Raw genomic sequence first — 19,132 nt, 5'->3', positions numbered from 1 at the left:
ATGCGGATGGCAACCTATCCAGCCAGTTTATTAATTCTGAACGGCAAGAGTGCCGGTAACGATATGCTGCGTCAGGCAATTGTTAACTTGCGAAACGACGGTGCCTGTATTCACGTACGTGTCACGTGGGAAAAAGGCGATGCCGCCCGGTATATTGCCGAGGCGTGCGAGCTTGGCGTGGACACCGTGATATCCGGCGGTGGCGACGGGACCATTAACGAAATTGCCACCGCGCTGATTCACCTGGAGACGGCCCAGCGCCCGGCAATGGGCATTTTGCCGCTTGGAACGGCTAACGATTTTGCCACCAGCGCCGGGATCCCGGAGGAGTTGGCGAAAGCGCTCCAGCTGGCCATTCTTGGAAAAACCACCGCTGTGGATATCGCTCTGGTGAATGATAAGACCTGTTTTATCAATATGGCGACGGGCGGATTTGGTACGCGGATCACCAGCGAAACGCCGGAAAAACTGAAAGCGGCGCTCGGCGGTGTCTCTTATCTGATCCACGGCCTGATGCGGATGGATACGCTGAAACCGGATCGCTGCGAAATCACCGGGGATGATTTTCACTGGCAAGGAGATGCGCTGGTGATCGGTATCGGCAACGGGCGTCAGGCAGGCGGCGGGCAGCAGTTGTGCCCGGGGGCGCTGATTAACGACGGTCTGTTAGAACTGCGTATTTTCACTGGTGACGGGCTATTGCCTGCGCTGTTCACCACACTTACTCAGCCGCAGGAAAGCCCGAACATTATCGACGGTCAATCGGCCTGGTTTGAGGTAAATGCCCCGCACGGGATGACCTTTAACCTCGACGGAGAGCCGTTGAGCGGAGAGCGGTTCCGCATCGAAGTTTTGCCTGGCGCGCTACAGTGTCGGTTGCCGCCGGACTGTGTGCTTTTGCGCTGATGTTTTTGCCGGCTGGCGCTTCAACAATCCCCTCGCCCCTTTGGGGAGAGGGGGCAATGTTTTAAGCAATGGTCACTTTGGTATCCAGATACACATCCTGAACCGCATTAATCAGCTTCACGCCGTCGGCCATCGATTTCTTAAACGCCTTACGGCCAAGGATCAGCCCCATGCCGCCCGCACGTTTATTGATAACCGCTGTACGTACCGCGTCTGACAGATCCGTTTCACCGCCTGCCGCACCGCCGGAGTTAATCAGCCCCGCACGGCCCATATACAGTTCGCCAGCTGGTAGCGCACCAGATCGATTGGATTATCGGTAGTCAGTTTGCTGTAAACACGATCGTCGGTGTAACCGAAGTTAACTGCTTTATAACCGCCGTTATTCTCGGCCATTTTCTGCTTCACGATATCCGCGCCGATGGTCGCCGCCAGATGGTTTGCCTGGCCGGTCAGGTCAGCGGAGACGTGGTAATCCACACCGTCTTTCTTGAACGCGTTGTTACGCAGATAGGCCCACAGCACGGTCACCATCCCCAGCTCGTGCGCACGCTCAAAGGCGGCAGAGATCTCTTCAATCTGACGACGCGACTGTTCAGAGCCAAAATAGATGGTCGCCCCTACCGCCACCGCGCCCATGCTGAAGGCCTGCTCGACGCTGGCGTACAGCGTCTGGTCATATTCGGTTGGGTAGCTCAGGGTTTCGTTATGGTTCAGCTTCACCAGGAAAGGAATGCGGTGCGCGTAACGGCGGGACACCGAGGCCAGCACGCCGTAAGTCGACGCCACACAGTTGCAACCCGCTTCAATCGCCAGCTCTACAATGTTCTTCGGATCGAAATAGAGCGGATTGGCAGCGAAGGATGCCCCCGCAGAGTGCTCAACGCCCTGGTCAACCGGCAGAATGGACAGATACCCGGTTCCGCCCAGCCGCCCGGTGTTGTAGAGCGTCTGCATATTACGCAGTACGGCTGGCGGGCGGTTGTTGTCTATCATCACGCGGTCGACATAGTCGTGACCGGGCAGATAGAGATGGTCGGCAGGAATGGTCATACAACGATGCTGTAAAAGGCTGTCGGCGTCTTTGCCAAGCAACTGCGCAATATCAGTCATAGTGATGCTCCCGTAATTCCGACGTCGTGTCGGTGAGTGATATCCAGACCCACATTTTTGTGGGCAGACTAAGCCTGGTACTGACTTAACAGATTTTCCACCAGCAGGGATTTTTTCAGCACAATCCGCTGGCTCGATTCGTGTACAACAAAAATGCTACATTGATCAAACAATCACCACAAAGGTATTTAAAAGGTATTATTGAATGGTATGTTAAAGGAGTACCCTCTCTGACATGCAGGATTAAACAATGAAAACGAAAGTCCAACTGTCATTCATGATGTTTGTTGAATGGTTTATCTGGGGCGCGTGGTTTGTGCCGCTGTGGCTTTGGCTGAGCAAAAGCGGCTTTAGCGCCGGGGAAATTGGCTGGTCTTACGCCTGTACCGCGATCGCCGCGATCCTCTCGCCGATTCTTGTCGGCTCGTTAACCGACCGCTTCTTTGCCGCCCAGAAAGTGCTGGCGGTGCTGATGTTTGCCGGGGCTGTGCTGATGTACTTCGCCGCGCAGCAGACCCAGTTCGCCACCTTTTTCCCGCTGCTGCTGGCGTATTCCCTGACCTATATGCCCACCATCGCCCTGACCAACAGTATCGCCTTCTCTAACGTGGACGATGTGGAGGCCGATTTCCCGCGCATCCGCGTGATGGGCACTATCGGCTGGATCGCCTCCGGCCTGGCCTGCGGTTTTCTGCCACAAATGATGGGCTATAGCGACATCTCTGATACCAACATCCCGCTGCTGATGACCGCCGCCAGTTCCGCGCTGCTTGGCGTGTTTGCGCTGTTTCTGCCGAATACGCCACCGAAGAGCACCGGCAAGCTGGACATCAAAGTGATGCTGGGGCTTGATGCGCTGATCCTGTTGCGCGACAAGAACTTTCTGGTGTTCTTCTTCTGCTCGTTCCTGTTCGCGATGCCGCTGGCGTTTTACTACATCTTCGCCAACGGGTATCTCACCGAAGTGGGCATGAAAAACGCCACCGGCTGGATGACGCTCGGCCAGTTCTCTGAAATCTTCTTTATGCTGGCGCTGCCATTCTTCACCAAACGCTTTGGTATTAAGAAGGTATTACTTCTGGGGCTTATCACCGCCGCAGTCCGCTATGGTTTCTTTGTTTACGGCGGCGCCGAGCAATACTTCACCTACGCCCTGTTGTTCCTCGGTATTCTGCTGCACGGCGTGAGCTATGACTTCTATTACGTAACCGCGTACATCTACGTTGATAAAAAAGCGCCCGCGCATATGCGTACTGCCGCGCAGGGTTTGATCACGCTGTGCTGTCAGGGCTTTGGTAGCCTGCTGGGTTACCGCCTGGGCGGTGTGATGATGGAAAAAATGTTCGCATACAAAGAGCCAGTGAACGGGCTGACCTTCAACTGGGCCGGAATGTGGGCATTTGGTGGGATCATGATTGCCGTGATCGCCGTGATGTTTATGCTGTTTTTCCGCGAATCGGATAAAGAGATCACCGCAATTGAGGTGGTTGATGGCGATGCCGCGCTGACACAAGGGGAAGTGAAATGAAACACAAACGTGTTCTCGGGGCTCTTTACGGGCAGGCGTTAGGGGATGCGATGGGGATGCCATCGGAGCTGTGGCCAAGAAGCCGTGTAAAAGCCCACTTCGGCTGGATAGACCGCTTCTTACCAGGGCCGGCCGAGAACAACGCGGCCTGCTATTTTGACCGGGCAGAGTTTACCGATGACACCTCAATGGCACTGTGCCTGGCCGATGCGATTATCGAATGCGACGGGCAGATCAATGCTGATGTCATCGGCAGACATATTCTGCACTGGGCCGAGTCGTTCGACGCGTTTAACAAAAACGTGCTTGGCCCAACGTCCAAAATCGCGCTGAATGCCATCCGCGACGGTAAACCGGTGAGTGCGCTTGAGAACAACGGCGTAACCAACGGCGCGGCCATGCGCGCATCCCCGCTGGGATGTTTGCTGCCCGCTACCCGTCTTGAGCACTTTGTCGAACAGGTGGCGCTGGCGTCCAGCCCCACGCATAAATCTGACCTCGCGATTGCCGGAGCGGTGGTGATTGCCTGGGCGATTTCGCGTGCCATTGATGGTGAGCGCTGGCAAAACATTGTTGATGCCCTGCCCGGCATCGCCCGTTACGCCCAGGAAGCGAAGCCCACCACATTCAGCGCTTCTCTGGCCGCACGTATCGAACTGGCGCTGCACACCGTGCGTACTGCAAAGGGGATCGAGTCCGCCAGCGAGCAGGTTTATCAACTCGTCGGGGCGGGCACCAGTACCATTGAATCTGTTCCGGCAGCCATTGCGATGGTTGAACTGGCTGGAACCGATCCGAACCGCTGCGCCATTTTATGTGCCAACCTGGGCGGTGATACTGACACCATCGGGGCGATGGCAACGGCCATCTGTGGCGCGCTGCATGGCGTGCAGGCGATTGATCCGGCGCTTAAGGATGAACTCGATGCCGTTAACCAGCTCGACTTTGGTCATTACTGCGAAAAATTACTGCACTACCGGGAGCAAAGGGAGGGTGTATGACGTCAGATTTTGCCCGTCACCTTGAGACATTACAGGCTACACGCCCGGTAACGGTACTGGGCGCGGCAGTGATTGACGTCATTGCTGATGCCTACGCCCTGCCGTGGCGCGGGTGTGATATCGAGCTAAAACAGCAGGGCGTGAACATTGGCGGCTGTGCGCTGAACATTGCCATTGCGCTGAAACGACTTGGCATTACCGCGCAAAACGCACTGCCCGTCGGCCACGGCGTATGGGCAGATATCATCCGTAACGCGATGGCAAAACAGGATCTGCACAGCGCGGTGGAAGCCGAAACAGGCGACAACGGCTGGTGTCTGGCGCTGGTCGAGCCTGACGGTGAACGCACGTTTATGTCGTTCAGCGGCGTGGAAAACCAGTGGCAGAAACCCTGGCTGGATGCGCTCAGCGTACCGCCCGCAAGTCTGGTGTATTTATCCGGCTACCAGCTGGCGTCACCCTGCGGCGAGCTGCTTACGACATGGCTGGAAGGCCTGCATAACGTGACTGCGTTTATCGACTTTGGCCCGCGCATTGCCGATATTCCCGACGCGCTGATGGCACGCATTATGGCCCGTCAGCCTATCGTATCCCTGAATCGCCAGGAGGCAGACATTGCCGCCGAAAGGTTTGGCATGGATCCGGAGTCATTAGGCGCGCAATGGCAAAAGCGGTTCGCCTCAGCGCTGATCGTGCGTCACGATAAAGACGGTGCCGGGTATTTTAACGGGGAAGAGAGCGGGTATGTTCCAGCCTTTCCTGCCACGGTGGTGGACACCATCGGCGCGGGCGATAGTCATGCAGGCGGTACGCTTGCCGGGCTGGCTGCGGGATGGAGTCTGGCCGACGCGGTGCAGCTTGGCAACGCGGTCGCGGCATGGGTGGTCAGCCATCGGGGCGGCGATTGCGCCCCTACGCGGGACGCGTTACTCCTCGCACACAAAGACGTATAGATCGCTTCGACAATAGCTGATGCTGTACTCAATGGGCCGGTGTTGTTGGTCAAGCGCAACCTGCTTTATCACCAGCACCGGTATTTTATCGTCCATTTTGATATGCGCCTGAAATTCGCTGTCTGGCATCCGGGCACTAACGCGGGAACGGGTGCGCTGCGGGAAGATATTCTGACTGCGGAAATAATCATACAGCGAGATGCCAATCGCATCCGGGTCGTGAATTAATCCCACCGGAACCCAGGACTCCTCAATCGAAACGGCGTCGTCATCCACGTAACGAATACGTTTAAGTAAGAAGACATCGCTTTGCGGCGCGAGTGATAATTGGCTGGCGACCTCTTCCGGGCATTTCACCACCCGCTTGTTGACCCACAGCGTATTGGGCTTTTTCCCGCGTAACACCACCTGCTGAGAAAATCCACGCGCCTCTTTGAGGGAATATTCAAAGATATTATTAATTTGCGTGCCATAACCCCGGGCGCGGGTGACCACGCCCTCTTCTTCCAGCGCCTGCATCGCTTTACGCACAGTGATGCGCGATACCCCGGTCAGCTGGCTCAGGTCGCGCTCACCCGGCAAAATATTCCCGTGTTCCAGCACGCCACTACGCACGGCGTTTTTGACCGTTTCGGCAAACTTAAGATACAGCGGCGTGTTGTCCGGCGCGGCGATCCGTTCGTTAAGCTGCTCGATTAACCGGGTATGCGCTTGTTCCATCTGTGTTTTCTCAGGCGTGGTGTTTCCTGTCAGTATACGGCTTACCACCATGCATGAAAATGATGAACCGGCCCAATACCGTGACCCACTTCCAGAGTATCGGCTTTTGCCAGTGCCGCAGAGAGCCAGGTTTTGGCCTCCTGCACCGTATCGGCCCAGGAGTTATGTCGCGGGCGCAGTGCCGCCAGCGCCGCCGAGAGTGTACAGCCTGTACCGTGCGTGTTTTTGGTCTGTACCCTGGGCGCGGTAAACCGCACTTCGCCATCACGGGTAAAGAGCCAGTCCGGGCTTTCGGCATCATCAAGATGGCCGCCTTTCATCAGCACCGCGCCACAGCCCATGGCCAGCAGCGCACTGCCCTGCTCTTTCATCTCGCGTTCATTCCGCGCGTGCGGCGCATTCAGCAGCGCTGCGGCTTCTGGCAGGTTTGGCGTGATCAGCGCCACCTGCGGGAGCAGTTTTTGCCGCAGGGTCTCGACAGCAGAAACAGAAAGCAGCGGATCGCCACTTTTGGCCAGCATCACGGTATCGAGCACCACGTTTTGTATCTGGTAACGTTTAAGCCGTTCAGCCACCGCTTCAACAATATCTGTTTCCGCCAGCATCCCGATTTTTGTGGTATCGATGCGCACATCGCTGAACACCGAGTCCAGCTGTGCCGCGACAAAATCGGGTTCAATACGATAAACCGATTGTACGCCACGTGTATTTTGCGCCACCAGAGCAGTGATCACCGAACAGCCATAGGCTCCCAGCGCTGAGAAGGTTTTCAGATCGGCCTGAATACCCGCGCCGCCGCTTGGATCGGTGCCGGCAATGGTCAGTGCATTAATTCGCTTCATGCCTGTTCCTCCAGGGTGTAGAGCGCATCGAGAAACGCACTGGCAAAGCTACCCGGGCCGCGAGAATGCCTGATGGCGACCGTTCCTGCGCGCTTCATAAAGCCACAGGCTGCCGCCACGTTATCCAGCCGGTCTCCAGGCAATGAACAACTGGCGGCCACCACAGCCGAAAGCGCACATCCGGTTCCCACAACGCGCGTCATTAGGGGATCACCCCCTGTCACCGTATGGGTTCGCAGCCCGTCAGTCACATAATCGACTTCCCCGGTGACCACGACGATGGCATTAGTCTGTCGTGCCAGCGCCTGCGCCGCGGGCAGTGCGCTTGAGGCCGTGTCGGTGGTATCTACGCCACGGCCCCCGGCGCTCATTCCGGCAAGCGCCAGAATTTCCGAGGCATTACCGCGAATGGCGGCAGGTTTAAGCGTGAGGATTTGATGGCAAAAACGGGTGCGGAACGTCAGCGCGCCGACCGCAACCGGGTCGAGCGTCCAGGGTTTACCTGCGGCAACGGCGCTCTCTATCGCCCGCCGCATCGACTGCGCGCGCGGGGCGGTAAGCGTGCCGACATTAATCAGCAATGCATCTGCAAAAGTAGCGAACTGTTCAGCTTCTTCCGCTTCAATGACCATCGCCGGAGAAGCACCAAGCGCCAGCAGCACGTTAGCGGTAAAAGTTTGCACGACATCGTTAGTCATGCAGTGCGTGAGCGGGGAACGGGTTCGGAACTGATGTAAAACGTGTAAGTCGGGCAGGTCAGGCTGCATGGTGTCGCTCCTGCCTTGCGTGAAGAAGCGATGACCGGGAAGGCATCTGACTTCCCTACGCTGGCATTATCCAGATCAGGTAATACGGGTATTTCTCAGCCTTCATCGAAGAAGGGCACCCCGAGTCAAATAAAACAAAATCAAAAGCTTGCGATTAACGTCCCGTTAATCCCTGTTCTGGATCATGCCAGCGGGAAGCCAAAGACACAACCTTAAAAAATGCTCTGTGTCCCAGCTTGTGTCTCAAGTTGTGGCTCACAGTACCAAACACCGAACACAAAAAATGAATAGCCACGGGTTTAACAGACACCTCAGAGTCATTTAAAATGGCTTAAAGAGAGGTGCACATGAGCAGTAAGCGTTACCCTGAAGAGTTTAAAATTGAAGCTGTCAAACAGGTTGTTGATCGTGGTCATTCTGTTTCCAGCGTTGCAACACGCCTCGATATTACTACCCACAGTCTTTATGCCTGGATAAAGAAGTTCGGACCGGACTCTTCCACCAACAAAGAGCAGTCAGATGCTCAGGCCGAGATCCGTCGACTTCAGAAGGAGCTGAAGCGGGTTACTGACGAACGGGACATATTAAAAAAAGCCGCGGCGTACTTCGCAAAGCTGTCCGACTGAGGTACGCCTTTATCCGTGACAACTCCTGTTGCTGGCCTGTTCGCCTGCTCTGTCGGGTGCTGAATGTTCATCCGAGTGGGTTTTACGCCTGGCTTCAGCAGCCGTATTCACCACGGCATCAGGCGGATCTCAGACTGACAGGACAAATCAAACAGTTCTGGCTGGAGTCCGGTTGCGTTTATGGCTATCGCAAGATCCATATCGACCTGCGAGATAGTGGGCAACAATGTGGGATTAACCGGGTCTGGCGGCTGATGAAGCGTGCCGGGATAAAGGCTCAGGTTGGGTATCGAAGCCCACGATCGCGTAAAGGTGAAGCCAGTATCGTGACACCCAACAGACTCCAGCGGCAGTTCAACCCGGAAGCACCAGATGAACGTTGGGTAACGGACATAACGTACATCCGAACCCACGAAGGCTGGCTGTATCTGGCCGTAGTTGTTGACCTGTTCTCGCGCAAAGTTATCGGCTGGGCAATGCAACCGCGGATGACAAAAGATATTGTTCTGAATGCGCTTTTGATGGCCGTGTGGCGACGTAATCCCCAAAAACAGGTGCTGGTTCATTCGGACCAGGGTAGTCAGTACACAAGCCATGAGTGGCAGTCGTTCCTGAAATCACACGGTCTGGAGGGCAGTATGAGCCGTCGTGGTAACTGTCACGACAACGCAGTTGCAGAAAGCTTTTTCCAGCTACTGAAGCGTGAACGGATAAAGAAAAAGATTTACGGAACACGGGAAGAAGCGCGCAGCGATATTTTTGATTACATCGAAATGTTTTATAACAGTAAGCGTCGACATGGTTCGAGTGATCAGATGCCACCGACGGAATATGAAAACCAATATTATCAACGGCTCGGATGTGTCTAGATTATCCGTGGCTATTCAAAAGGCCGGGTTTCCCCAGCCTCAACAGCACAGTTGAATATGCCTTCACAAACCTATTTACCTAGATGTGCTCTTACCTTAGCGGTGCCATTACCAACAGCTCTAACAGCAGCCCTAAGCTGAGATTCAGTAACACCCAACGCTTGGGTCCAATATGCTACTTCCCAAGATTCACTCAAGCTGATGAAACGTTTATCTTCTGGCTGCCGACGCTGTAAGTTATCTGCCATTTGGTTTGTCCTGAGTATTACAAGCTTATGCCTGCATACTACCTATATGACTTCTCTACCGCTTCGTAAACGGTCAGTTATCAAACAATTGACACTGGTCATAAAACCAGTAAAAACTTTTTTCCGAGCTTGCTAATCTTGCCGCTTCGTTTCTATCATAACCACTACATATTGTGTTTATTGATATAACAAATACAATATATCCAAAAATCCATCCTGTGAATAGGTGTTGAAATGGCGAACAATGATAAGCAATCCTCGAAAGATGTAGCACATCTGGCAGCAGAGACTCTAAACAACCCAAACGCCTCTGCGATTCAGAAAAGTTTAGCGGGTTCGGTGCTATCACAAGCAGGAACAAAAAATCAGACTGGCGCAAACATGGAAGCCAAAGCATCCGCAGCACTGAAAAACCCACGCTCAAGCGAGGTTACTAAAACCTTAGCTGGTTCGGTTGTTTCCCAATCGAATAAAAAGCGCTAAAAAAAAAGCCGGGATTAACCCGGCTCTCATGTTTTCAGTTTTCGTTGTCGCTGTTCGCTCAAGTAGTACCTAATAGCGCTGTCGAATCCATACGTATGGATGCGGTCAAGTAGGCTGGAACGACTACAATCAAGCCGACGCGCTAACGCTGACATGTTGATGATCGCATCATCGCCCTTGCCATCTAGAATCCACTGCATCAGCGGCATGTTGCCAGTACCGATCAAAGCTAATTTCATATGTATCTCCTTTCCTTTGCCTCGCCCCTTTTGGGCCATTCTTCACGGCGGGGCCGAATGGTCAGCCCCAAATTTACCGTAGCGTTAGCCTTCTGACGTATTCACCGTTAAACGGGTAATCATTGACTGGTTGTAGCAGATCGGCAGCAGGCCATATTCTGACTGGACCGTGGTGTTGTGAAGGTGGTCCTCCCATGAATACTGGAAGAATTGGCTCTCTGCTTCCTCTGCCGCTAGACGTGCATCTCGTGAGGCTGGCCCGTGGTAAACCTCGAATGGTTGCAGGTCACTACCAACAACATTGTTTGCACCGAATAGAGGAACCATGAACGCCTGCCCTGCGGGGATAAACTCGCGGTATAGCAAACCAGTATTGACGAATGTCAGACCATCGATGGTCATTGCTTGGAATGCAGGAAGGCTGGCCTTAACGCTCGCATTGAAGAGGTTGCTATCTGGCAACACGCCATGATTAACCAGTGTCAGCATAGAGGGATGGAATTTAATCGCCTTGTACGCTTCCGGTGAACACAGAACCACCACGCCACGCATAGACGACATCCAACCACCTAGAGCAAAACTCATTGCGTTTGCTGCGGTGTCCAGATCTTCTAACGGGCCATCACCTGATTTGGTAGCGTCCACGGTTGCAGTTGCATTTAGCTGCCCGAATTCATCTTCAAAATCCAGCACAGGACGATCTTGTGTATACGGTGACAGAACCTGTCCGGTGAATAATGCGCGAGCAAGATACTCTTCTTTGGTGGCTCGGAATTTCAGATACTGGCGAATCCCCTCATCAGAAATTAACTCATCGCGCAGAGTCTGACGCTGGGTAGAGGCCCGGCGACGTGACTGGAAATCGGCTGCGCTCACATTCCCAACTGTTACAAAATGGGGGATTTCAATCAGGCGATTTTTTGCGAGGGGGCGATCTGTCACTGAAACTTCCGTGCTGTAACGGTTCACACTGGAAGAAACGGCCTGCATATTTTCGTGAAGCTCGTCGAGTTCCAGTTTAGGCAGTGGGCTTGTCTTTTCTTTGAAAATATCCAACGCTTGGAGTAGGAAATTATCCCCGAACCGCTCTTTGTACGCGCCAGTGAAATAATTAACCTTAAAACCAGAGGTAGAAATAGTCATAGTTTGATTTCCTTATCGTTATTCTTATTCAGAAATAGAAACACGGTTTTTACCGTCTGTTTCGATAGCAGTGATGGCGTTCGCCAGCGCAGCAGGGGTAACCGCTTTCAGACCATTGCGCTTTAAGATGCAGCCTCGGTCTACAACAATCACCGGAACATTAGTGCCAGCCTTTTGGTCATCCAGCGCGATCAGAACATCGCTACCACTGGAGTATGCTTCACCTTCTGAGGTAAGCAGTGTGCCAGGCACAACATCAATTGCCAGCGTGGCGAAAGTGCGGGTTTTATGGGAAAACACCTCATCGTCTCGATAGGCGATCACATCCTGCGGGGAATAGTTCTCTTCGTACATCAACATATTTGTATCTCCATACAGTTATTGTTATTCGGCAGATTCGCCGAGATTTGCTTCAGGTATAAAAGAGGCCGCACAAAGGCGACCTTCTTCACTTCGTTTTCCATACAGAAAAAGACCAAGGCGAGAATATCCCGCCTGGTGTAGGTAAGTAGTTTTCTGATGGAGAGATATGGAAAGCATGATCGGTGAGTCACGCTTCAGGAATGAGGGAGCACAGCAGCGGGAGACCTCATATCTTCGCTGCAGCACTCAATGCCAGTTTGCATCATGGCAAGATGACCGACGAGGAGAGCGCCGGATTTAATGGCAAATCCAGACCAGTGGCCCGGACTTTGTACGCCCTATGACATCGCAACGCGATTTAAAACAAAGTTTTAAACCCGTCCACGGGTGCTAAAGGCGAATCTTAATCTTTTATTGGGTTGCCGCCATGGCATAGCCTTTTCAGGCCGATAATCTCTAGAGAGCAATCACAGCAGGAAAGGATTCAATGATAATAATAACCAATATAAACTATTTTATCATTTACTTATTATTTTTACAATCAAAAGGTTACATCATTACTAGGTGTAAGAGCTATAAAGTTCTATGAAGCTATACCGGTATCCACTTCCAACAGCATCAGAAGAGTTAGCAAATTTAAGTGGAGTAAAGAAGTCACATCTGTCTATTCATCCAGTTATTTTCTTGTTTTCCTCCCTCAATTGAGGTATAAAAAACAGAAAATAATCATGAGGCCTATACCGATGTACTCTCATAATCTCGAAAAAACCGTAGTATTGGCTGATCCGAATGATATCGAATCTTACTTGCAACCTCTGAATCTCAGTCAAAACGACCTTATACGCATTCTTGAGCGTGGTTTGTCTGGTCGCTATTCCACTACACAAAATCACCCTGTAACGTCTCGCGGACAGTACTTTTACGGTGAAGGGGTAAGCGCTGCCAGAGATATCCTTGCTCCGAAGGGATTCAAGCGATTGTCTCTACGAAACGTTGAATTGACTATTAGTGAAACGGTGGCGATTTATCTCTGCCGTGGCTGCGATCAAACGGGTTTGGTTCATGGCTATCCTGAGTCACGTATGAAGAAAGGAGACTTTACTCGTGAACTCATGGGGTTAATCCATAATAACCACCCTGGTCAGGGGAAACTAATGCTGGATGATAACCAGCTCAAATTAGATTTAGACCTGCCAGAAGGTGAGGTTGTCCCATTACTCCCGAACAAAATCGGACGGGACTTATGGTTCTTACTTTACGATTTTGATGAACTGGATGAATTCAACCGTGTAGGTATTCGCGCGGAGCTGTCCCGGCCTGTTTCCTACAATGACAAAAATGTTGTTAACAGTTTTTCTACTCGTTTGATTCTTGATGCCCATCAGCCAGATCCAATGGTTCAGGGTGGTGAGACTCCTCAGTTTACACCAGATATTGATCTTGATATTTTGAAAACAGGCTAAAGATGCACCATGTTTAATTCAGAGCGTTTACGTATAGCAAGAGAACGGAGAGGCCTGACTCAAAGAGCGCTAGCTGAAGCTGCTGGATTAACCAGCAAGACCATTTCTAACTATGAAAAAGCAGGTATCTTCGAGCCAATTGCCAGCGATAGTATGGAAAGAATCGCTTCTGTTTTGGAATATCCTATCGAATTTTTCCTCGATCGGGATGTTCCTTCATTGACGCCCGAAGCCGTCAGTTTTCGTGCAATGACAAAGTTAAGCGCCCAAAAACGTGATTCGGCACTCGGCGCTGGCAAACTAGCACAAGAATTATCGGCATGGATTGATGGGCAATTCAAGTTACCGAAGCCCAACATCCCTGATTGTAGTTTCGACGGATATTCTGAGCCGGAGCGTGCTGCTAGAGCAGTTAGAGAAGCCTGGGGTATTGGTGAACTATCAATTTCGAACATAATTCATTTGCTTGAAGCTAATGGCGTCAGGGTATTCTCACTTGCTGAAAATTGCGTTGAAGTAGATGCTTTTTCATTTTGGATGGACGAAAAACCCTTTGTTCTGCTGAATACAATGAAAACTCCAGAACGCAGCCGCTTTGACGCTGCTCATGAGCTTGGTCATTTGGTTCTGCACAAACACTCCAGCAACAATGGTCGCCAAGCTGAACAGGATGCAGATCGCTTTGCTTCGGCGTTATTGATGCCTGAGCGTAGTATCTTAGCCTCAGTACCAAGGATGCCTAGCCTAGACCAGCTTGTTTTATTGAAGAAAAATTGGAAAGTATCCCTAGCGGCTTTAGTTCGACGTACCTTTGATGTCGGTTTGTCTTCTGAATGGCATTACAGACAACTGGCGATAGAACTCAACCGCCGTGGTTACCGTACTGGGGAACCCCAGGGCATGCCAGAACGAGAGAAGTCGTTGATTTTGGAAAAAGTCTTTACATCGTTGCACTCTCAGGGAGTAAAGCGTGTCGAAATACTTAAACAGCTGCGCTTCCCCGCTGATGAAATAGGCGCGCTCACATTTAACAATCGCTTCTTCATGGAGGCCATAGCTGGGGACGGCCTTTCGTCGTCGATCAAACACAAGCGACCACCTCATTTAAGTCTTGTCAAATAATCCTATATGCGACAATCGGCGGTTTACTCCGCCGTATTTAGCTCGAGTCCGTTAATCTCATATTAAGCTAATCTGTTGATCTGGTAGCCTAAATACTTTAGCGCTAACCACTGTTCATTAGTCAGATCTTCGATCTTGCTCTTCATCATGAGACTGACCGGACGGAGGTTAGCGGGTCCACCCTGAACGGCAGCGGTTAAAGCTATGCCTTTGCTTTTGATAGCCTTGCCACCTTTCGGGGCTGATTTGCTGGCTGTTGCAGTCGAAGCGGTCAGATATCCCTCGATAGCATCAGCCAACACCTGGTGGGCGCTTTTATTCAGATCTCCGCTCTCCGGTTCGGCAGCGGCCTGCATTGCGGCGAGAATATCGGCGCGGATGTCGTTTACGTTTTTCATTTTTATGTTTCCTGTAGAGGTCCAGGCCGTCACGAAGCCATAGAAATACGGCTACCGCTAACGGCAGAAAGGATAAATATTCAAATAGGGTCAAGTTTCCCCGGCTGGGGTTGGGTCAGTGCATCGCAAGGCGATTAACAGCAATTGCTGTTAACCCTTTCAGGGTGTTAGTAATGCAGGCGTGGTGATCGGCGTTGGGGCGCTGCCTGCTTGCGTGAAATAGTCTTCCGGTACTCAATGAACAACGGATCGTCACTAACAGGCATTCGGGATGCCATTTCCTGATCGCTCACTCCGTCACGTTGAAGAAACGTGATCACAGAAAATAGAGGTAACTGGAGGTCAGCACAGATTTTTCCGAGCATTGCACCCGAGTCGAAATATTGGCGTACAGTTCGCTTAGTTGCGTACTGACTGGTGTATTTCACCTTTCGAAACTTGGGATTCCATGTCTTAGCCAGTTCAGCTACAAACTCAGGATCAAGACGTAATAACAAGGCAACTTTGCCGGGGGTCATGCCATGCACAAGGAGTGCCTTAGCGGTTTTAACAATATCCTCATCACGGCGGCGCTTTTTAAAAAGACGCTCTAAATCTGTTTTTTTCTGGTCAGCCAGAGAGTGGCTGTTGCCAGTTACGTTCTCACACAATTATTCCTCCAATTGCTAAAACGGTTCGTTATCATTAAATTCAAGCTGCTCATCCTCTTGCTGCTGCGGGGCATTAATAGCCTGTTTCGATTCGGCTGCTCTTCGCGCCTGCTGCTGTTTGTAAATTGCATCAGCGCCTGACGATTCGTCGTTAGCGGCAGACCTCGATCCTTTACTTCCCTGGCTATGGAGAATGGTGATATGGCTCTTGATCAGAGTCTGCGCCTCTTTCGAAGTCTTGCCCCACATTGTGAGATATTCCTCTAAACCTTCCTCACCCTGATTCTGCCAGTAGTTGAGGGTATTAAGATCGGCATAGTGCCGTTCGTTCAACGCATCAGCATCAGAGGATAAAGGAGCATTGCCGCCAACATCCACAGGAGATACAGATTTTCCGACTCCAGCAGCAGCCGCAGAGGTTGTAGTAACGGGTTGTTCGTCATCCTGTTGTTTCTGCTCATCTTTGCCGCTCTCCCCGGTTTTAACTTTCTGATTATTTGCGATGGTTACTACTGCGTCACCTTGCTGTGATAACCCAGCGTTAAGTTCTGCTAAAATTTCCTCAGGATCTTTGACTGTGTAGTCAGTATGGGAGATCTCTTTACTTCCTGGTTTACGAGCTGGTATCGCTGTAATCCACCCCATTATCATTAGCAGTTTCACTTTTTTCTGAACAGTTGAGAGTCCCATACAACAGCAATCCGCAATATATTGTTGAGACGGACGGATCTCACCTGTCGTCTTCTTCCATCCAAGCAGATGACTGTAGACCGCCATGATTTCTGGGCTGTTTTTCACTCCGTTGAAATATTTGATACGGGCAATCTGGATCACCCAAGGGGAAAAAGTATCAACCGTGATCGGTTTGTCTTCGTTCGGCTGCGGTAGGGATTCGTAAAGTTTACTTTCTGCTTTCTCGGTCGTCATAATATCCTCGCTGGTTATCTGTTTTATTGTTTTCGATGATTTTGGCTGCCATTTGCAGCAATTCACTACATAATTTTGCCATTGGCATGTCTCGGCGGTTGGCCTCCCTTAGCAATGTGCGGTACGTTTCATCCGGAAATGAAATATTCATACATCCTGTCTCCTGTCTGTGAGATGTGGGAACACACCCCTGCGATCATGGAATTGACCAAGGGTGAGGAGCCGTTTTTACGGCGGTTTAGTTTGATGGCTTGCGCCAGCGGGTGATGCTAAGGCGGGATTAAGCTGGTGTTGTTAAGTCTGGAATAGTTTTTCCGATAATGCCTTCAAGTTCACCGCTAGACTCAATCATCTTAAGCAGAAGGATCTGCTCATTCATCAGGCCGATGCCATGAGAGGCGTAATAGACACGCCAGCCAGAAAGCACAGGTTCAATGATTTCCATAACATCACGGCCTTTTGCCAACTCATGGCTGTAAGGCTTCAGAATATCCCGGATGATTTTTGCATTCTTAGCCTGCTGGCGCAGACCTTTGATGATATTCATGGCTTCACGAGTTGCCGGGTATAGTTTGTCTGCTTTCTTGGAGCCGCCAACGCGGGTTCTGAAACTGCGAAGATTTACTAAAGAAGTGATTTTGTTGTCGATTGCAGAAACAATCTCTGAGGCGGTAGCGTTCGAAAAGTCGAACAGGACTGGTTTTGTCATCTAATCTCCTATGTTGTTTTAATGTTTCCTTTTCTCAAGGTATGAATATATTATGTCATAAATCACACTTTTTGTCAAGTTTCTTGTTGTATCATAGATAAAAGTGTGCTAGCAACCTTTTGGGCTGGGCCGCATAATTCCATAAAGCAACATACAATGTCATTAGCAATTCGTGCTGAATTTAATTATATGTATTGCATTCTTATTTTAGGTGGGAAATAATTCAGGGTTACACAAATCGCCTCTGACGCGCTCTAAGCGATTCCAAGCCGTAGGCAGTGCCTATGGGTTACCTCTACCGTTTAAATGCCGTGTAGCGTGTCTGATGCGCTCTGTGAGCCTCCTGTTATCTAGTCTTGATTGTCCTTTGTCAATCAACGGTCACAACAATCAAGATGAATCGGGGATTCACCGCATAGCGTCTTTGTGAAGTCTGAGGGGGGAGCGCCGCCCCTCCAAGGGGGGAGTTACGTCGCGTTTAAAGCTCCTGACTGCATCGCAGTCGTTCACATTGGACTGACGCGCTTGCGCTTGTCTTCCACACATAGTGTAAACAGGCGAAGCCTGTCTACATAACACCTAACAACTCCAACAATTGAACGCATGTTCAATCTGTCTTTGACCTTCAGGTCTTTAAGATCTTATAAGTGTTTTATAAGTGTTTTTATAAATGCTCTTATGCTACGTCTCTCAGAAGACACCTCCCCTCTGGTGGAAGACACGTATCTTCCAATAGAAGACACCCTCCCCTCTGACAGAAGACACCTGGTGATCCGGTCACGAAGTGATGAACGATAACGCTCACCGCTATGCGGCCTTGCCGTTAGCTTTTTTTATAAAGATCATGTTTTAGGTTTTTTATCTTTATTATCTAGTTCTTTATTATATCGTAGGTCATCCATGACCGGGGTGTCCGGACACCAGTGACCGGGGTTGGTTACTTCTCAATCACCTCATCCTTTGGGATGTGCGCCTCACCAAGCTGCAAATAAACCGCTGAAAATTCAAATTTAATCGCTGGTATATCGCCGTAAATGCGTCGTGTTGTCACTGTCTCACCTGTGGGATGTGGTAACCGTTATAGTGTAAGGTATACAACGAAGCCAGTAATGGCGCTGCCTCGGCAGATCTGTCACTCGTGGTGTGGCTAAACACAATCACCGATCCCTCCTCATTTCAAACCGAAAAATAATAATTTCTCGTGCAAAATCAACGAAAAATCGTCCATTTCTGGGCCTGTGAGAGCCTCTCAGCGTGGCGCTGTGATATGGGTCTGTCAGTTTACAATTGTGTGGAGATGACGCGCTGTAGCGCTTTTGGTGAAGCGTAGAAGGGATTGGTGAGAATGCATACGCTGGTGTGGAAAAAGGTACGCATCTGTGGCCGCTGGGACGAGAGAATTTCGCTAGGTGATGGCAAACCTTCAACCCGTTGTGGTAACGTCGCTGTAGTGGCTTTGTGTCTGCTGCGAATAGAAAAATGTGCTTTTATGGCATTTGATGCACTGGCAACTTCAAAGGCCTGAAACCTGAAATTGTGTGGTGACCAGATAAACTCATCCAAAATCCTTGAACAAGAGAACTTACCTCAAATCCTCCCGAATGCTTTCCTTCTGTTGATGAAATCGCTGTTGTCTACCCCGCTTCGCATCAACGCTCCGAAAAGCAATACCTGACAATTCCAGTCAAGTACTTATAAGAACCATTATGTTAAATAGAGCAGAAAACGAACAGCAAAATGCTCTGTTGTGGTAAGTTTTCCCTGTTGTGATGGCCTATGGGATGAAGTAGTGAAGTGCACTGCTGGGGGTGTCGGCTGTTGGATATTTTGTGAACATTCTGGTTCTTTGCGGAGGGTCTGGGCTGGCGGTCTAACAGATCACCAACTGTTACGGGTACATTTTCGATAGGAGGATGTAAACTGAAGAACAGGACTCGACGGGGCAAGTAAGTAAATGTATCCAATCAGCGATTTTGCGTATGCCATGCTTTCGATTGTTATTTTGTACGTTACAGTTGGCTTAATCTTCCAAGCGATCAAAAAACCCTTACTCGCATTAAGG

The 19,132-nt window shown here is 50.8% G+C and carries 20 protein-coding genes, 1 pseudogene and 1 riboswitch; of the genes and pseudogenes, 8 read left to right on the top strand and 13 right to left on the bottom strand.

Features of this window, described 5'->3' with window-relative positions; genetic code table 11:
- The first annotated feature begins 6 nt into the window (after positions 1-6).
- Entirely contained in the window at positions 7-906 is a 900-nt protein-coding gene (gene yegS, locus ACS603_RS00105) for a lipid kinase YegS (RefSeq protein ID WP_474943547.1), read from the top strand.
- A 61-nt stretch (positions 907-967) separates the two neighbouring features.
- On the opposite strand, the pseudogene fbaB reads toward yegS, so the two are convergent.
- Positions 968-2,019, bottom strand: a pseudogene (fbaB, locus tag ACS603_RS00100) (class I fructose-bisphosphate aldolase).
- Positions 2,020-2,269: 250 nt separating this feature from the next.
- On the opposite strand from fbaB, the gene ACS603_RS00095 reads away from it, so the two are divergent.
- Genes ACS603_RS00095 through ACS603_RS00085 form a run of 3 tightly spaced genes read left to right on the top strand, consistent with a single transcriptional unit; the run spans position 2,270 to position 5,501 of the window.
- Positions 2,270-3,547: a nucleoside permease gene (locus tag ACS603_RS00095; protein ID WP_315686150.1), complete on the top strand. Its 1,278-nt coding sequence runs from the start codon at positions 2,270-2,272 to the stop codon at positions 3,545-3,547.
- The gene (locus ACS603_RS00090; RefSeq protein ID WP_474943546.1) at positions 3,544-4,548 is read left to right on the top strand and encodes an ADP-ribosylglycohydrolase family protein; all 1,005 of its coding nucleotides are present in this window, start codon (positions 3,544-3,546) and stop codon (positions 4,546-4,548) included. The genes ACS603_RS00095 and ACS603_RS00090 overlap by 4 nt, the downstream gene beginning before the upstream one ends.
- Positions 4,545-5,501 (top strand): PfkB family carbohydrate kinase, encoded by a 957-nt coding sequence (locus ACS603_RS00085; protein ID WP_474943545.1) that lies wholly within the window; start codon positions 4,545-4,547, stop codon positions 5,499-5,501. Before ACS603_RS00090 ends, ACS603_RS00085 begins: the two co-directional genes overlap by 4 nt.
- On the opposite strand, the gene ACS603_RS00080 is transcribed toward ACS603_RS00085, so the two are convergent.
- The 3 genes from ACS603_RS00080 to thiM are packed head-to-tail and all read right to left on the bottom strand — an operon-like array spanning position 5,475 to position 7,830.
- Complete coding sequence (locus ACS603_RS00080; protein WP_182061717.1) at positions 5,475-6,221, bottom strand: GntR family transcriptional regulator; 747 nt, start codon at positions 6,219-6,221, stop codon at positions 5,475-5,477. The genes ACS603_RS00085 and ACS603_RS00080 overlap by 27 nt on opposite strands.
- A 41-nt stretch (positions 6,222-6,262) precedes the next feature.
- Positions 6,263-7,063 (bottom strand): bifunctional hydroxymethylpyrimidine kinase/phosphomethylpyrimidine kinase, encoded by an 801-nt coding sequence (gene thiD / locus ACS603_RS00075; protein WP_315686155.1) that lies wholly within the window; start codon positions 7,061-7,063, stop codon positions 6,263-6,265.
- A complete protein-coding gene (gene thiM, locus ACS603_RS00070) occupies positions 7,060-7,830 on the bottom strand; it encodes a hydroxyethylthiazole kinase (protein ID WP_474943544.1) in 771 nt (256 codons plus the stop codon). The genes thiD and thiM overlap by 4 nt, the downstream gene beginning before the upstream one ends.
- 35 nt (positions 7,831-7,865) lie before the next feature.
- Positions 7,866-7,963: riboswitch (TPP riboswitch) on the bottom strand.
- A gap of 214 nt (positions 7,964-8,177) precedes the next feature.
- Here thiM and ACS603_RS00065 point away from each other — a divergent pair.
- Positions 8,178-9,325 (top strand): IS3 family transposase gene (locus ACS603_RS00065; protein WP_474943543.1). Its coding sequence is split into 2 segments (ribosomal slippage): positions 8,178-8,415 and positions 8,415-9,325, totalling 1,149 coding nucleotides; the frame shifts between segments, so codons are not numbered across the junction.
- A 71-nt stretch (positions 9,326-9,396) separates the two neighbouring features.
- On the opposite strand, the gene ACS603_RS00060 is transcribed toward ACS603_RS00065, so the two are convergent.
- A complete protein-coding gene (locus tag ACS603_RS00060; protein WP_071579603.1) occupies positions 9,397-9,573 on the bottom strand; it encodes a DUF3606 domain-containing protein in 177 nt (58 codons plus the stop codon).
- Positions 9,574-9,807: 234 nt separating this feature from the next.
- Here ACS603_RS00060 and ACS603_RS00055 point away from each other — a divergent pair, with 234 nt between their 5' ends.
- Positions 9,808-10,056: a hypothetical protein gene (locus ACS603_RS00055; RefSeq protein WP_000002667.1), complete on the top strand. Its 249-nt coding sequence runs from the start codon at positions 9,808-9,810 to the stop codon at positions 10,054-10,056.
- 26 nt (positions 10,057-10,082) lie between these two features.
- Here ACS603_RS00055 and ACS603_RS00050 read toward each other — a convergent pair whose 3' ends face one another.
- The 3 genes from ACS603_RS00050 to ACS603_RS00040 form a co-directional block, all read right to left on the bottom strand.
- Positions 10,083-10,295 carry a hypothetical protein gene (locus ACS603_RS00050; protein ID WP_423969958.1) on the bottom strand — a complete coding sequence of 71 codons (213 nt, stop codon included), beginning with the start codon at positions 10,293-10,295 and terminating at the stop codon, positions 10,083-10,085.
- An 84-nt stretch (positions 10,296-10,379) separates the two neighbouring features.
- The gene (locus ACS603_RS00045; RefSeq protein ID WP_474943542.1) at positions 10,380-11,438 is read right to left on the bottom strand and encodes a major capsid protein; all 1,059 of its coding nucleotides are present in this window, start codon (positions 11,436-11,438) and stop codon (positions 10,380-10,382) included.
- A 24-nt stretch (positions 11,439-11,462) separates the two neighbouring features.
- On the bottom strand, positions 11,463-11,798 hold the full coding sequence (locus ACS603_RS00040; RefSeq protein WP_082228176.1) for a hypothetical protein: 336 nt from the start codon (positions 11,796-11,798) through the stop codon (positions 11,463-11,465).
- Between the two features lie 746 nt (positions 11,799-12,544).
- Between ACS603_RS00040 and ACS603_RS00035 the strand changes: the two genes are divergently transcribed.
- Both ACS603_RS00035 and ACS603_RS00030 read left to right on the top strand, forming a co-directional pair.
- Positions 12,545-13,264, top strand: a complete 720-nt coding sequence (locus ACS603_RS00035) for a hypothetical protein (protein ID WP_286463668.1) — start codon at positions 12,545-12,547, stop codon at positions 13,262-13,264.
- A gap of 9 nt (positions 13,265-13,273) precedes the next feature.
- The gene (locus ACS603_RS00030) at positions 13,274-14,386 is read left to right on the top strand and encodes a helix-turn-helix domain-containing protein (RefSeq protein ID WP_209417914.1); all 1,113 of its coding nucleotides are present in this window, start codon (positions 13,274-13,276) and stop codon (positions 14,384-14,386) included.
- Positions 14,387-14,448: 62 nt separating this feature from the next.
- On the opposite strand, the gene ACS603_RS00025 is transcribed toward ACS603_RS00030, so the two are convergent.
- The 5 genes from ACS603_RS00025 to ACS603_RS00005 all read right to left on the bottom strand — a co-directional run bounded on the left by ACS603_RS00025 (position 14,449) and on the right by ACS603_RS00005 (position 17,070).
- Positions 14,449-14,784 (bottom strand): hypothetical protein, encoded by a 336-nt coding sequence (locus ACS603_RS00025; RefSeq protein WP_231825293.1) that lies wholly within the window; start codon positions 14,782-14,784, stop codon positions 14,449-14,451.
- A gap of 167 nt (positions 14,785-14,951) precedes the next feature.
- Positions 14,952-15,434: a hypothetical protein gene (locus ACS603_RS00020; protein ID WP_474943541.1), complete on the bottom strand. Its 483-nt coding sequence runs from the start codon at positions 15,432-15,434 to the stop codon at positions 14,952-14,954.
- A 15-nt stretch (positions 15,435-15,449) separates the two neighbouring features.
- Positions 15,450-16,361 carry a hypothetical protein gene (locus ACS603_RS00015; protein WP_182272020.1) on the bottom strand — a complete coding sequence of 304 codons (912 nt, stop codon included), beginning with the start codon at positions 16,359-16,361 and terminating at the stop codon, positions 15,450-15,452.
- Positions 16,336-16,512, bottom strand: coding sequence for a hypothetical protein (locus ACS603_RS00010; RefSeq protein ID WP_182272021.1), 177 nt, complete (start codon positions 16,510-16,512; stop codon positions 16,336-16,338). The genes ACS603_RS00015 and ACS603_RS00010 overlap by 26 nt, the downstream gene beginning before the upstream one ends.
- 129 nt (positions 16,513-16,641) lie before the next feature.
- Positions 16,642-17,070 carry a hypothetical protein gene (locus ACS603_RS00005; RefSeq protein WP_474943540.1) on the bottom strand — a complete coding sequence of 143 codons (429 nt, stop codon included), beginning with the start codon at positions 17,068-17,070 and terminating at the stop codon, positions 16,642-16,644.
- Positions 17,071-19,132: the final 2,062 nt, after the last annotated feature.

The organism is Enterobacter sp. Li2LvB3, from assembly GCF_056156645.1.
This window is presented reverse-complemented; position numbering and strand designations above follow the sequence as displayed.